Genomic DNA, 15336 nt, shown 5'->3' with positions numbered 1-15336 from the left:
TTCAGTAGTGTGCTCTTCCAATCTCTATGGCGATTATTTTATTATACTAATTTATCCTAGCCACCCTAGGAGAGCAAAAAAGTTAAATAATACTGTTTAACTATGTACCTAAAGGGGAAGGGTTTTAGGGCTATTGAAAGAATTCAGAAAGTCAATCATAATACAGGAATTAGTTGGGTGAAGCAGATTGATAATCAGCTACCTGATTATCATAAAAATTACAAAACACCACAAGTGGGTAAACTAGATAAACTGCAAACATTTATAGCAAAAAAAAACTAAAATTTGGGTCTGGACATCTTTAAACAAGGATTCCGATGATATTTGATAATATGTAATAGGATAATAAAGGGCAAAACCTTTTAAAAAAATCATAAAACAATCAATAATTTTTATTGCTATTTTTGGATTACATATGGATATAAAGTTTACCATCAATTTAGTCCAAATGGAGACCATATCGTTAGTAAAAAATCAATGACAATGGTCGAAGGATAGAATAGTCGTTTGCGTCATTATCTAGCGCGTTCACATCGTAAAAACTTTTGTTATTATAAGTCAATATAGATGTTATATTTGTCAATAAAGTCATGATTGAATATCTCAAAAACAAAAGGATTACTAAATTAATTTCAGTATTAATTTCAGTTTAACATTTGGGAGGTATTATGAAGCGATCGCTATCGAAAAAAACTCTAAATCATCCCACAGTAATGCAACGCCAATTTTTTAACTATTCCCTGTTCCCTATTCCCTGTTCCCTATTCCCTGTTCCCTATTCCCTGTTCCCTATTCCCTACTCCCTGCTCCCTATTCCCTACTCCCTGCTCCCCATTTTGCCAAGTATTGACTACAATTTTCTAGGATGGCTTTGGCAGGTGTTTTAGCTTTGGACTTCGTCTACTAAGCAGGGAGTACACCTTGGCATAACGTTGTGACCAGTTGCTCAATACCAGAAGGGGGTAGTGGTTTTATGCCTAGAGTAGGATAGTGTTACTGGTCACTTATTTGACCAAGCCATGGGGCACTTGGGAAATCTTTGTTTATATAGCTCTGGTAAGGTTTCCCCGAGATAGTCTTGCTAAGTAAGCAGCATAAATCATTCCAGGAGAAAACGATGACCATTTCTCGTGTAAAAACAATTTTAGCGACCGTGTTACTCAGCACAGTATTGCTGGTAACATCCTGCGCTCAAAAAGCCCCCTCTCGTTTTGACCAGGCACAACAGGCCAGCAGCCAGGCTAGAAGTGGTCAGGCTGTTACCAAGAATGCCACTCAAGGGTCTCAATTCAACAAGTTTTTCCCACCATCAGGGGGTGGTTATCAACGAGTATATACCCAGGAGAAAAAAGGTTTTGCTCAAGCCAAGTTGAAGAAAAATGGCACTGAGGTGGCAGTTCTCTCAATTTCCGATACCAGCAGCATTCCTACCACTGCTGCCAAATATCAGCAAAGTGGTCAAACCATTGCTGGTTATCCAGCCCGGGAAATTGGTTCCACTCAAACCGCTATTTTGGTCGGTAAGCGCTACCAGGTAAAGATCCAATCCCGAGATCCGTCGTTTACCGCTAGCGATCGCAAAGCCTGGTTAGCAAAATTTAACCTCAGTGGTCTTGCCCGACTTTAGTAAATAAATGCTACAAGGAAAAAGGTGAATGGGGAATAAGCATCCTCAATCACACGAATCACGGGTGAGTAGGTCATTAGTCATCAGTCATTAGTTATCAGTAACTACGATCAGTAACTACGATCAGACTCGGTGTTGGTCACTCAGGACTAATAACCAAGGACTAATGACCAAGGACTAATGACTCGAAGGTATCAGATTGTAAAGGAGTCTGAGTGTGAGCAAAGCAATTTTTGAAATCGTTGATGATCTGCCAACGAAGAACCTGACCATCTCGGCGCTGAAGTCTCTAGACTTTGTTGTGCCTGGAGAGTGGGAAAATTTAGTGGGATTTGAAAATACCATTCGTGCGATCACTGGTGAAGAAGACGAAGAGGTAATTCAGGAAATTGGCGATCGCGCCGTCTATCTGTTCAATGACCGCTCCCAGGGCTACCAACGAGCGCTGTGGATTTACCAAACCATTGATAGCACTGGTACGGCTTTGGGTACAGCAGCTTTAGCGAACAAGGTTGGTGAAAAAATTCCCTTGTTGGGTTTCTTGAACAGGTTGACTCCGAAAGCTGACAAAGCCCAAACTATCGATCTGTCCATCAAAGTGGTAGGGGAATTGATCGGCTTTTGCCAAATTAATGGTCTGCCTGGGGATAGCATTGGTGACTTTGTGGGTGCCTTAGCTGACTATAGTGGCGCATCTATAATGCGTATGGCAGCACTGGTTTGTTTTGATGGTCTGATTCCCCTTGGTCCTGACTTTATCATGGGAGTACAGTCAACTCTAGAGCGTCTAACTCCCAACGAGTTGGAAGAAAGTGGGAGTTTCAAAGGGATCCAGGATGCGATTCCTGGGGATGATTCCGAAGGCAAGCTCAACTTTATTGGTCAAAGCTTTGAATCGGTGAAGGGATGGATGAGTGATTTCGTTACTGACCGAGGTGTGACCCCAGAACAAATCGCTAATAACTTGCAAAGTTTTATTGAGTTTTCTGATGACAAGTTAGACTATCTCGCCGCTTTTCTGGATATGTCTACTAACTATTATGAACACACTGGCATTCAAAGTCTGGCGCGTAGCTTAATTGAACGCGCCGCAGCGGAAATCTAGCACCATTTACGCATTAGTAGACAATTACGTTCGTCAGACAGACGTTGGTAGGAAACTTCGTCTGTCAGCTGATTCATAAACATCAACCCTCTGCCTCCTTCTTTTTCTAAAGGGTCATAGTCCTCTTGGCAGAGGGATTCCAGCTTGGATTGGAAATCAAAAGGCTGTCCATAGTCCCAAAGCCGCATTTCTAATCCATCAGTAAATAACTTTAACTCCAGCTCTATTACTGTAGTTTTAGGTAAATGTCGATGAGCATGGCGTACTACATTAGTAAATCCTTCCACCAAAGCAATTTGACACTGCTGCCAAAATTGCTGAGGCAGTAGGTCAGAAGTGAATTCCTCAAACCACTGTAATACATCTTTGACTTCACTCAAGTCTGTTTGGACCATTAGACGAGATTCTCGAAGCGGTTTTCCATTGCACATTAACCGACTGAGTTTCCAGGTTTTATTAATAAGCACCACTATTTTGTAAGATAAAAACAACAATGACTCTTCTGCAACACGGAGGTTCCGATCATCATGTCGATGCAGATCGGTCTAGTGGGAACCACTATATTAGCCTAAATTGATCGAATTTGATGGTACTTTTAAAAATTCTGGTGTTTACACGGTCTATGGCATTAGACTTCGCGGCAGTTGTCGGGAACTTCGGACAAGGGAACTTTGGATCAGCGGACAATAATTGAGAAAGACAGGATCACAAAAATACTTTGACAAGAGGTCTATTCTAATCTACTATTAAAAAATAGTTTTCGGTTCCAAGGTAAGCTAGGCTGGCATTTCATAAATTACCATCACCTTCCCCAGTAGGGGCGAAGGTGATGGGTCCAAACTCATCTAACCATAAAACTACATTCCATCTTTACGAACCACCACCAGGATAGTTTTGAAGATAATTCTGATATCATGGGCTAAGCTCCAGTGATGTTGGTATTTTAAGTCCATTTGAATGATATCTTCAAAACTACGGATTTTTGAGCGTCCATTCACCTGCCACTCACCAGTGATACCCGGTTTTACGTTTAAACGTTGCCACTCGGGAACCTCATATATTTCTACTTCATTGACTGTTGGTGGTCTTGTACCTACTAAACTCATCTCCCCTTTCAGAACATTCCAGAACTGAGGCAGTTCATCCAAGCTGGTTTTCCGTAAAAAATGACCTACTCTGGTGATTCTGGGGTCATTCTCATTCTTAAAAACTTTGCCATCAGCTTGATTTTTAACTTTCTCTTTTAGCTGTTCAGCGTTAGCACACATGGAGCGAAATTTCCAGATCCGAAACCGCTTTCCCATCCAACCACAACGGATTTGACCAAAAAAAATCGGACCAGGGCTATCTAGCTTAATAGCAAGGGCAATGGGAAGAAATAAAATACCAGTAATTCCCAAACCCACGATTGCACCCAGAATATCGATTAATCGCTTCACCGGAGATCTAACGGAGGGATGGGTTGTTGGTAAGTGATTTACTGATTTGTTGGTGCTTAGTGTGGTACTATTATCTGATGGTTGTATGGTTAACCTTTGGTCTAGTCCTGTAATGACCAATACAGACATGACTTGGGGAGTGACATTTTTAAGCAACGTTTTAACCCCTTGTTCTAGGGCGCTTTTGTGATTACTCACTAATGCACCGATACCACTGCTATCGATAAAATTAGTCTGGTGAAAATCAAATATGATTGTTTCAGGCAGAGGAATTTTTTGGAGAAGCTGCTGGAATAGTTGCTTAAACTCCACAGCTTCTAGTACACTGACACGACTGGGTAATTCCACCACGGGAGTATCTTGTGAGAACACTACCAGGAAATTGTCGCTCTTGACTGAATCAACCATCATAGAAGAAAAAGGGCTAGATTTTAACCTATAGTCTTGACCATTATTTTGTCCTAGAACGCTAGGATTCGCCAAAAAAATAGTCAAATATTATGAAATCTTTGAAAATCTGAACATGCTCTGTGGGACTCAAGCAACTGCCCGCCTGATCGAAGTTTTTTCTGCTATTCAAGGAGAAGGGCTAAATGTTGGCACTCGTCAGATCTTTATCCGGTTTGCCCTATGTGATCTAAGATGTCATTTCTGTGACAGTTTCCATACCTGGGCTGTCCCTCCTCAATGCCAGGTGGAACAGACTCCCGGTAAGCGTGATTTTGAAACTTATCCAAATCCAGTCCCCCTGCGATCGCTACTGAAATGGGTTGACAGACAAAATCAACATCGATTGCACGATAGCATTAGCCTCACTGGTGGTGAACCTTTACTTCATACTCCGTTTCTGGTGGAATGTCTGCCTGAGCTACGACAGTTAACTGGATTGCCCATTTACCTAGAAACTGGCGGTCATCGTCCTGAAGAGATGGCAAGGCTTTTGCCCTATTTGGACTCAGTGGGTATGGATATTAAGTTGCCCAGTGTGAGTGGAGAAAACAGATGGGCTGCTCACAGGGAATTTCTCAAGCTGTGCCACAACTCATCAGTGGAGGTATTTGTCAAGTTAATTATTGATTGCCACACTGACCCCACGGAGTTAGAACAATCTGCTGATTTGGTAGCAGCGGTTAGCGCGGAAATTCCAGTATTTCTGCAACCAGTGACTCCGTTGGAGGGGTCTGGGCAACCAATAGTTGCTCCTACTCCGGAGCAGGTTTTGGCTTGGCAGGCTTTAATGAAGCATTCTCTTAAGCAGGTAAGGGTGGTGCCTCAGACCCATAAAATTATCGGTCAGCTTTAGGGGTCTGTTGAAAGTTAGCTGGTTGAAAGTTAGCTGGTTGAAAGTTAGCTGGTTGAAAGTTAGCTGGTTGAAAGTTAGCTGGTTGAAAGTTAGCTGGTTGAAAGTTAGCTGGTTGAAAGTTAGCTGGTTGAAAGTTAGCTGGTTGAAAGTTAGCTGGTTGAAAGTTAGCTGGTTGAAAGTTAGCTGGTTGAAAGTTAGCTGGTTGAACGCGATTGCGTGGCCTTTTGGCCAAGGTTGAACGCGATTGCGTGGGCTTTTGGCCAAGGTTGTTCGCCTTTGGCGTTCGGTGAAGGGTAGGTTGTTTGCGTAGCGTGGCCTTTAGGCCAAGGTTATTTTAGTTGAACGCGATTGCGTGGCCTTTTGGCCAAGGTCAACAAACAACAGTCAGCAAACAACAGTCAACAAACATACAGTTAACAAACATAAAGTTAACAAACATAAAGTCAACAAACATACAGTTAACAAATAACCATCAACAAATAACCGTCAACAAACATACAGTCAACAAACATACAGTTAACAAATAACCGTCAACAAATAACCGTCAACAAATAACCAACAGTTAAGTCTTGCCTAGACATCACACTACATGGTTGTGCCTTCTCCCTTGGCTTTGGCTTGGGCTTTGGCTTTAGCGGCACTGCGTTTGAGAGCAGAGAGCCGGTCTTCGTATCTGCGCCGTAGACGACGACTAGGGGTGATTTCAATTAAGGTTTTCAAGGCACTGCCTAGACTCTTGTAGGCATTGGGTAGGGTATAACCAAAGCGAGTAGCTAGTGCGATCGCTTTTTCGTCAGCTTCGATAGCATATTTGAGGTTTTTCTCCCCATTGTTTTTTTGATAAAGTCGCCAACCTGAGACTCCGCATAGGGCTAATGCTAACAGCAGCAGTAAGCCATCTTGTACCCAGAGTTCCCCGACAGCACCCCCTAAACCAATGGCTAGGGCTGCCATTTCCCAGCCTTCTTTAGGAATTGTGTCATTTTGAATCCGGGCAACTTCATGCCAAAACAGGAGGTTACGCTGGTCAAGGGCGAGCTGCTCCCATTTAGTTAGGTCAATTTGAATTTCCACCTCGTCTGAACCTAGTTCTTCACAACGAACCAAGGGGGGATTGACTTCTGTTGACCCTTCCACCATCACCCAGCTTTGTAGCTCTGGTGGTAGTAAGGTTTTTAGTCGTCGGAGTTCACTCATTTCTGCTCTAGCAGAAGACGCTGCATAGGATGTCATTCATATCCTCCTACAAAAAACTTTTTCAAATTGAGCTGTTTGTGACCGGACAGTATCGACGAATTCGATTTACCCAAGTTTAAGATGTTGTGTACTCGACGAGAGTGAACTTCGAGGAAGCTAACTATCAGTAGTACGTCAAACTAATCCCTAAGGGTACTACTAGGCACTAAGCGCTTCGCCCATGGTCTTCTCTTTCTGTATTTAAATTTATAGTAGCGTTTCAGGGCTGACAGCTCAAAAACCAGATTAACCCATTACCAATTATCCCCATTACCCGATCACCCTATCTTCAGAATTTTCACCAGTAAATTAAGATTGCTTTGACACTCCCCGGTCATTAGACGCGGGGATTCTTAGATCAACGAGCCGCCGTAAACCGCCGAGTTCCAATCTTTGACGCCGCCAAAAATAGGACAATGCTTAACCAAAAACCCGTGAAAACACCAAGTCCCCAGTCAATTCACGACAGACCTAGAGGGCAGTTCTCCTTAAGCGTTGGAGTACTTCCTGGAAGTGCCTTAAAAGTCCGTTTCCCTTCCTTTTCCTCAAGTTCCGGTGTGCCCCACCGTACTTTGCGGTGCGCTTGACCTTGGCGAATTTAATTCGCCAAGGTCAAGCGCACCGTTTTTATCTCAAAGGTGATTCTTCTAGGTTCACACGCCAACTTTTAATTGACGGTTGGGTTTTTAAGGAGGAGTTTCCCTACCCTCCGAGCATTACTACTTTATGGTCAATCAAATTGCGGGTCTCTTTCCCGGTTGAGCCAACGGTTTTGCAGCCTGTACTCTATATTTAAGTCTACATTGGCTTTGACGATATTGGCTTTAACGATGATTCCGGAATTCCTCAAGATATTTTTCCACGGCGACTAAAGTCGCTACGAGCCTATATCCGGTGGTTTAAAAACACGGGGTTTTGGCTTGGGGAATTCCATAAAATTTTAGCGACCCTGTATCAGTCAATTTCCGGAATATATTGCAGCCGATCTGGAATAATTTTCAGCAAATCCTCTAATCATCCTGATATTCGGATATGACCAAGTCTTCCCAAAATCCTCCCCCTGAACCAGAGGCAAATCAAAGCCGGAGTGCTGTAGCCAGTATACTCCAATGGGGAAAACGTCCCTCTACTATTACCTTTGCCATGATCTCCCTGACCATTGGTCTGGTGGGATATTTTGGGGTCAGGATGTGGCTATACCAAAACTTACCTGGCTGGATTGAAACTGAACTGAGTAATGTCATCAAGCGAGATGTACGGGTTGGACAACTGAAAGCCTTATACCTGACTAGCCTGGAGTTGGGACCATCCTCTATCCCAGCTACCACCACTGACCCTGACCATGTGGCTATCAAAGCGATCAAAGTAGGTTTTAATCCCTTGCCTTTACTTGTCAAACGCTCTTTGCCTGTGACCATTAACTTGGTAAATGTGGATGTGTATGCCCAACAGGAAGCGAATGGGGAATGGATTAACTTAAAAGACTTGAATTTCGATAATTCCTTCTCTCCTCCGATTGATTTGGATGCTAAGGTGCGGGTGTGGAATGGTAAAATTGCCCTTTTACCCTATGGTCAGACTAATCCATTCAAGCTCAAACTTGATGCTACTGCTGGCTTATCCAACAACAATAAGCGTCTCAAGTATAGTATCACAACTGCTATTGCTGAGGGTAAGACCAAACTGGAGGGCAAGACATGGCTGACAACTGGGCAAAGTCAAGCTAGGGTCAACGTCCAAAACTTGGCATTGGCGGAGCTGATGCCGTTAATCAGAGCGGTTATTCCCAATATCCCAGCTAATCTCCAATCTGGTGAATTAGATGCCAAACTGAATATTTCCCTGCCTTCGGTTAAGGAAATCCCTGATGTTAAGGGTAAGGCTGAATTTAAAGGGATTCAGGTGCAAGTAAACCCGTTGAAGGCACCGGTGAAGGCTAACGCTAGACTGCGCTTCCAGGGAGACCAGGTGCGCTTGGAAAAAACTCAGGGGAGTTATGGAGCAATTGAAGCGTTGGTATCTGGTCAAGTCGGTTGGACAAAAGGGTTTGACCTGAATGTTGAGGTCACGCCCTTTAGCTTGGCGAAACTGCTGAAAACTGTTCCGCTGAAATCCCCAGTGCCAGTAGATGGGGAAATGGCAGCGGACTTATCGATTACCGGTCCGATTAACCAGCCAGAGGTGACTGGCACACTACGGAATACTAAAGTGACCACCATCGACAAGGTTAAGTTGGCTCAGATTCGGGCTGACTTGGCTGGGAATTTTTCCCAAGTGGTCTTGACGGATTTCTTAGTAAAACCTGAGGCAGGTGGGAAAATTACTGGGCGTGGTCAAGTAAGACTGGCTAGTGACCAGCAAGGGGGAACTAAACCTCAGGGAATGCCCCTAGCGTTCGATTTTATCGCTGCCCTTCCGGTGGATGCCATTGCATCTCCCTATAAGCTGCCATCTCAGATTACCCTGGGCAACCTCGACGCCCAAGCTACCATCAGAGGAAACACTCAAAACCCCCAAGGGAGTCTAATTTGGCAAGCACCAGCGGTATCCACTTCATCTTCAAAGAATATCGGGGTTTCTGGTGCTGGAGAACTCCTGTTGCTCAATCAGAATATTTTACTGCGTAACACCCAGGTCAAGGTCGGTAAAGGGAGAATCACTGCTACGGGTACAGGAAACCTTAAAACCAGTAAGTGGGAAGCTACTGTAGTGGCTAACGCTGTGCCTCTAGACCCCTTCTTACCCCTGTCGGGACAGTTAACCCAAGGAAAAATCAACCTCTCTGGTAGTTTCAAATCCTTTTCTCCTAAATCTATTGAGGCAACAGGAGATATGCAGGTGGGGGTAGAAGGGGGTAAGGTGAAGGCTACAGGTCAGGTAAATCGGGGCATGGTGGAGTTGGACGCCAGAGCCTCTAAAATTAAACTGAATAAGGTAGTGCCCAAGTTGGGTTTACCGATTGGTTTAGATTCTGGCAAAATCAACCTTTCTGCTTCCCTGGAGTCTCTGCTATCTTCTAGCTCAACTCCCAACCTCAATAGCCTGATGAATACTATCGATGGCAATTTTAATGGGTTGCTCGGGGTGGGTGGGGGTAAGGTTAATGCTACAGGTCAGCTAAATTCAGGGAATCTGGATGTTAATGCATTAGCTGGTCAAATTAAGCTCAATCCCCTAGTTCCCAATTTGGCCATACCAGTAGCACTACGGTCGGGTCAGCTTAATCTTTCGGGAACCCTAGCATCTCTTATCGCCTCTGGCTTGAATCGGGACTTCAATAGCCTCAATACTATCAAGGCCAATTTTGAGGGAAACTTAGGGGTCGCTGATGGTCAAGTTAATGCCAAAGGTCAGTTAAATTCAGGGAATCTGGATGTTAATGCATTAGCTGGTCAAATTCAGCTCAATCCCCTAGTGCCAGATGTAACCATACCAGTAGCGCTACGGTCGGGTCAGCTTAATCTTTCCGGAACGATAGCATCTCTGCTTGCCTCTGCCTTGAATCGGGACTTCAACAGCCTAAATACTATCAAAGCCAATTTTGAGGGAAACTTAGGGGTGGCTGATGGTCAAGTTAACGCTACAGGTCAATTAAATTCAGGAAATCTGGATGTTAATGCATTAGCTGGTCAAATTCAGCTCAATCCCCTAGTGCCAGATGTAACGATACCAGTAGCGCTACGGTCAGGTCAGCTTAATCTTTCCGGAAGCCTGGCATCTCTGCTCGCCTCTGCCTTGAATCGGGACTTGAATAGCCTCAATACTATCAACGCCAATTTTGAGGGAAACTTAGGGGTGGCTGATGGTCAAGTTAATGCCAAAGGTCAGTTAAAGTCAGGGAATCTGGATGTTAATGCATTAGCTGGTCAAATTAGCTTGAGTAATAGTATTCCTAATCTAGCGCTACCGATAGCTCTCAAGTCAGGTAAAGCTAACCTTTCTAGTTCTTTAGAGTCTCTACTGGCTTTCGGCTCATCATTTAACCTTGACCTACTCAAGGCAATTCAGGCTAGCTTTGATGGAAACCTAGGTGTAGGTGGTGGTAACGTTAATGCTATCGGTCAGTTAAGCTCTGGGGTGCTGACTGCGGATGCGATCGCAAACAGCCTGGATGTAGGGGAAATCGCATCCCAAATGGCCTTAGCTAACTTCCCAACTATCGATACAGAAATCGGGGGAAAAGTCAAGTTAAAGAGCCGACTTAACACCCTAGACCCCCCAACTCTACTGAATCAGACTGACCTACAAGCAGACCTTAACGGAGTACTAGCCCAAGGGAAACTTAACCTAAATAGCACCCTTAGCAAGGGTCTATGGCAAGCGGCAATTAATACCACTAATCTTGATTCCTCCTTACTGGTTAGTCAGTTATTACCGGAGCTGGGTAACCAAAAACTAGAGCTAGGACCGCTGAACAGTCAACTGAATTTATCCGGAAACCTCAATCCTCTGCTCAATCCTGGTGCTATTGCTACCATTAAAGCAAATACCCTATCGCTAGAGTTGCCAAAACATTCCTTTAATGCTAAGGGAGTAATCCTACTGTCCCATCTCACCAAAACTAACCCTAGTCAGATGCCATGGGAGATTGGAACTGATCTAAACCTAGAGGTTGGTTCTGATCTCAGTAAATTGCCCTATAACCTGCTATTGAGTCGGTTACCTTTGGAGCAAATTTCCCCAGGGTATCAAATTCAGGTCAAGGGTCAAGCTGACTTGAACGGTCGCATCCAAGGGAAAAATTTACTCTCAGCCCCTTTCCTACCTGGGAATTTGAATATGACCGGGAATCTACAGCTATCGAATTTGAAGGTTAACGACTTAACCTTTGAGCCAGTGTTAGCTGGGCCAGTAACCGTTGCGCCAGGACAAGAATTAGCCATAGATTTACGAGGAAAGAAAGATGCGATCGCAACTCGCCTCCAACCCTGTACTAGAGGAGACCAATGTCTTGCTCCCTATCTGCCTGCATCCTTTACACTCCAACAGGGACAAGGGTCACAATTCCCGATTCTGATCACAGGAGTACGCCGGGGAGATAACTTAAGGGCTCAGATCAAGAATTTTTCCCTAGCTATCCTTAATCTGACCCCTGGTTTGATCTACGGTATTCCCGGTAGATTGGAAGGCGAGGTAACAGGGCAAGCTAACCTGAATCTTTTCACCCTAGAAACCTCTGGTCGTAATACTATCGAAATTAAGGAACTTGCTATAGGAGAAATAAACGCTAAACAAGTTAGTGCTAACTTCTCCTATCAAGATCATATTGCCCAGATCGCATCAGCTGCTTTAATCTTAGGCAACAGTCGATATTTATTCAAAAATGGTCGATTTAATCTCAAGTCTCAACAAATAAATGGCAAGCTGACTATTCCAGAAGCTTATATTGAAGACATCCTGACTATTGTCAAAGGTGTTGATATTATCGACATCGCTCAAGGATTCCAAACTACTAATTCCTCTACTACTAATTCCTCTAGTGATAAAATTGGTAACAAGAAATTTGGCAACGCTGACCAATTACGACCATTCCCTAGTATTATACATGGCTCCCTAGCTACTCTCCTACGACGGTTTGCCAAAATAAATGCCCAAGACGACGCTGTTGCTAACCCGTTTAATCCCACTACACTCCTGACTAATTTAGATATTCGAGGTAAGTATACTGGAGAAATTGCTGTTGCTGGAATCTTGACTAATCCTAAAGTCGATTTTAATGTTGAAGGCAACAATTGGCAGTGGTATGCTAATTCTCCCAATCAAGTAATTGTGCTCAACCAATTGGTTGGTAAAGGCAGTTACGACCAAGGTGTAATTACTGTGCAGCCAGCCCGAATGGAATTGGGGGAAACAGTCTTAGCATTTCAAGGACAGCTTGGCCAAGAAAGCAACTCAGGAAACTTCCTCCTCCAGAATCTATCTCTAGAGACCGTTAGCAATTTAGCCAGCAATTTTGTCACTATTCCCTTTGACATTGCAGGTAACTTGAATGCCAAAGGCGAGCTGGGTGGTAGTCTCACCAATCCCCAAGTCACCAATGGGCAAGTCGCTGTTGTAGATGGCTCCGTCAATAATACCTCCCTCGATGATATTGAAGTCAATTTCGACTATGTTGATTCTCGTCTTGACTTTGACACCAACAAACCAGATTATCTACAAGTCTCTGGTAAAGTCCCCTTTCCCCCCAAACCAGATAGCGATCGCATAGATATCAACCTCAAGCTGGCAACTCCAGCAATGGCACTCCTTGGTGTAGTGACTCAAAAACAAGTGGAATGGGTGAATGGAGAGGATAGAACCGCTGATATAGACCTGGATGTTAGTGGAAGTTTGGAGTTAGCAGATGGTATCAAAATTAAAGACTTATCAGGAACATCTGAGGTTAATATCCAGAATGGCACTCTCAAAACTAAGCTCCTAGAAGATGACTTTACCCTCAATGTTGTAGGCAAGGTTAAGTTAGATCAGCAGCGCCTGGAAGTAGTAAACTATCCAGATAGAGAAGGTCAAAAAACTATCGAGGGTAACCTAGCAGGGATTGGATTCTCCCTGTCTGGGCAATTGCCGATAGTGTCAAATAGGATAGCGTCAAATACGACAAACTCCTCCAATCCCCTAACCCTGACAATTCCTAAAGATAACCTAAAGTTAGCAGGGCTCTATGAAGGGGGAGTAGCAAGTAATATCGTGATTACGGGTTCAGCATTGCGTCCAGTTATTGGAGGAAACATTAACTTAGAAAATGGGCAAGCCTTTATACCGAAGATACAGGAAACCAAGACCCAAGCAAGTGACGAAAAACCCGTTAAGAATACGTCTAATCAGACTCCCTCAGTAGTCCGTAGTAGAATAAATAATCTGTTTGTGCCTAGGTTAAGGAATTTTCAGATAAATTTGGTAAATGAGTTAAGAGTACAACAGTTTCCCATATATGATATTCGAATAGCTGGTGATTTAACCCTCAACGGTCCTATCAATGGCAATCTCCAAAACTTACAAGGATTGGGAACAATTACGCTACGACGTTGGGAAGTTGATGTATTAGAAACCGAATTTGTTTCAGACAGGCGGCACAATAACACCATTGTATTTGTACCAGAACAGGGATTACTCAATCCCAATTTAGATCTTAAGTTTATCACCATAGCCTTTGAGCCTTCTGGTGCCTTACGTCAAAGACGGGTTGATAACGAAATCCTTGAGAATGTCGTGCAGTCTTCTCGACCCGACCAAGTAAAGGTAACCCTCGCCATCAAAGGTCAAACTAGTAAAATCCTTGCCCTAGGAGGAGAGAAAGATTATTGTGCTGATCAGCAAATTACCAGTAGTGGACAAGATAGGGGACTAGCTAAACTTGGTTCAAAAACAACCATCTTGTCTCGGCAACAATTCCAACAGCTCTCTGAGTGTGTTTATGGGGAAGCTATAGCTAATAGTGAGGACAAAGCGTTTCTATTTTCTCCCATTGTCACCTTAACCAGTACTCCTCCCCGCAGTGAAAGTGGAATTATCGCTCTGCTCGGTAACAGTTTTATTACCCAATTTGAAACTATCGCTAACAGCAATGAACGAGAAATAGCTGAGTTAGTGATTACTCAGTATGTTGTTCGACCAATTATCAAACATATTTTATTTACTGTTGAAGAACAAGTCAGTAATGTCGGGAGATCCATCGGTTTAGCTGATTTACAGGTTTACCCAACCTTCGATGCCGTTTATGATTTGGGACAAACTTCCTCAGTTGAATTGAGTTACGACTACGTGTTTAATGAGGTACAAGTTAGATATAAATGGCAATTTTGATTAGCTAGAATTTAGAATTTAGAATTTAGAATTTAGAATTTAGAATTTAGAATTTAGTGCTTAGGGTGTGTTAGGGGCGGACTTGCCCTCATTTTCCGCCTCGTAACCCGTGTTCCGATAGTCCGCCCCGTAACGCACCATCGAGTTAAACAGCGTTGCTAAATCTTTGAATGAATAGGAGTAGAGTGGGCATCCTGTCCGCTCGAAAATAAGCATGAAACTGGCAAGATGCCAGTTCCACGCAAGATGCCCATTCTACGGGAAGATGCCCATTGCACAAAACTTTTAAAATCATTCCATTATTAAGCAACGCCGGTCAAACAGCTGAAATAGTCAACTATTATCCCTATTCCCTATTCCCTATTCCCTATTCCCTATTCCCTATTCCCTGTTCCCTATTCCCTTTCTTATACTATTTGTTCAAAATACTAGGGAGCATCCCATTTTGGAAACAATATTACCCAAAGCAACGATATTTCAAGGGTTTCAGCCCCCTAAAAAGAGCTAACGTGCCAAATTGGGATGCTCCCAAATACTACAGATAAGTTCCCCTGGGCCGTTGTCTTGAAATGGCACAACAGTCGGGAGTCGGGGAGATGGGGAGATGGGGAGAATTTTATTAAGTAGATGTAGGGTGGGCAGTGCAACAGACAGATTAATGTGCTTGCGATCGGGTTGCTAGGCACTGCCCACCAAGGAGAATTTTATTAAGTAGATGTAGGGTGGGCAGTGCAACAGACAGATTAATGTGCTTGCGATCGGGTTGCTAGGCACTGCCCACCAAGGAGAATTTTATTAAGTAGATGTAGGGTGGGCAGTGCAA

Annotated in this window: 10 protein-coding genes and 1 pseudogene; 6 read left to right on the top strand and 5 right to left on the bottom strand. The window is 43.7% G+C overall.

Going from position 1 to position 15336, the window contains the following annotated elements; all coding sequences use genetic code 11:
• Positions 1–390 precede the first annotated feature (390 nt).
• The 4 genes and pseudogenes from F6K37_RS45515 to F6K37_RS16095 all read left to right on the top strand — a co-directional run.
• Positions 391–561: pseudogene (locus F6K37_RS45515) on the top strand (IS1 family transposase); the annotation flags it as partial.
• Between the two features lie 107 nt (positions 562–668).
• On the top strand, positions 669–887 hold the full coding sequence (locus F6K37_RS16105) for a hypothetical protein (protein WP_287251152.1): 219 nt from the start codon (positions 669–671) through the stop codon (positions 885–887).
• Positions 888–1117: 230 nt separating this feature from the next.
• Complete coding sequence (locus F6K37_RS16100; protein WP_008187636.1) at positions 1118–1627, top strand: hypothetical protein; 510 nt, start codon at positions 1118–1120, stop codon at positions 1625–1627.
• 217 nt (positions 1628–1844) lie between these two features.
• On the top strand, positions 1845–2732 hold the full coding sequence (locus tag F6K37_RS16095; protein WP_008187638.1) for a hypothetical protein: 888 nt from the start codon (positions 1845–1847) through the stop codon (positions 2730–2732).
• On the opposite strand, the gene F6K37_RS16090 is transcribed toward F6K37_RS16095, so the two are convergent.
• On the bottom strand, positions 2729–3127 hold the full coding sequence (locus F6K37_RS16090; protein ID WP_008187640.1) for an ATP-binding protein: 399 nt from the start codon (positions 3125–3127) through the stop codon (positions 2729–2731). The two genes, F6K37_RS16095 and F6K37_RS16090, sit on opposite strands and share 4 nt — an antisense overlap.
• Before the next feature lie 462 nt (positions 3128–3589).
• Positions 3590–4579 (bottom strand): sugar transferase, encoded by a 990-nt coding sequence (locus F6K37_RS16085; protein ID WP_044494201.1) that lies wholly within the window; start codon positions 4577–4579, stop codon positions 3590–3592.
• A 115-nt stretch (positions 4580–4694) separates the two neighbouring features.
• Here F6K37_RS16085 and F6K37_RS16080 point away from each other — a divergent pair, with 115 nt between their 5' ends.
• Complete coding sequence (locus F6K37_RS16080; RefSeq protein WP_008187645.1) at positions 4695–5474, top strand: 7-carboxy-7-deazaguanine synthase QueE; 780 nt, start codon at positions 4695–4697, stop codon at positions 5472–5474.
• Here F6K37_RS16080 and F6K37_RS16075 read toward each other — a convergent pair.
• Entirely contained in the window at positions 5458–5706 is a 249-nt protein-coding gene (locus tag F6K37_RS16075) for a pentapeptide repeat-containing protein (RefSeq protein WP_287251150.1), read from the bottom strand. The two genes, F6K37_RS16080 and F6K37_RS16075, sit on opposite strands and share 17 nt — an antisense overlap.
• Positions 5707–6059: 353 nt before the next feature.
• On the bottom strand, positions 6060–6707 hold the full coding sequence (locus F6K37_RS16070) for a DUF3318 domain-containing protein (protein ID WP_008187651.1): 648 nt from the start codon (positions 6705–6707) through the stop codon (positions 6060–6062).
• Positions 6708–7742: 1035 nt separating this feature from the next.
• On the opposite strand from F6K37_RS16070, the gene F6K37_RS16065 reads away from it, so the two are divergent.
• Positions 7743–14513: a translocation/assembly module TamB domain-containing protein gene (locus F6K37_RS16065; protein WP_287251149.1), complete on the top strand. Its 6771-nt coding sequence runs from the start codon at positions 7743–7745 to the stop codon at positions 14511–14513.
• A gap of 145 nt (positions 14514–14658) precedes the next feature.
• Here F6K37_RS16065 and F6K37_RS16060 read toward each other — a convergent pair whose 3' ends face one another.
• On the bottom strand, positions 14659–14808 hold the full coding sequence (locus F6K37_RS16060; protein WP_287251148.1) for a hypothetical protein: 150 nt from the start codon (positions 14806–14808) through the stop codon (positions 14659–14661).
• Between the last annotated feature and the right edge of the window lie 528 nt (positions 14809–15336).

Origin of the sequence: Moorena sp. SIO4E2 (assembly GCF_010671945.1) — a bacterium.
GTDB lineage: Bacteria > Cyanobacteriota > Cyanobacteriia > Cyanobacteriales > Coleofasciculaceae > Moorena > Moorena producens.
Note: the sequence above shows the minus strand (reverse complement) of the source record. Positions and strands in the feature narration are given on the sequence as shown.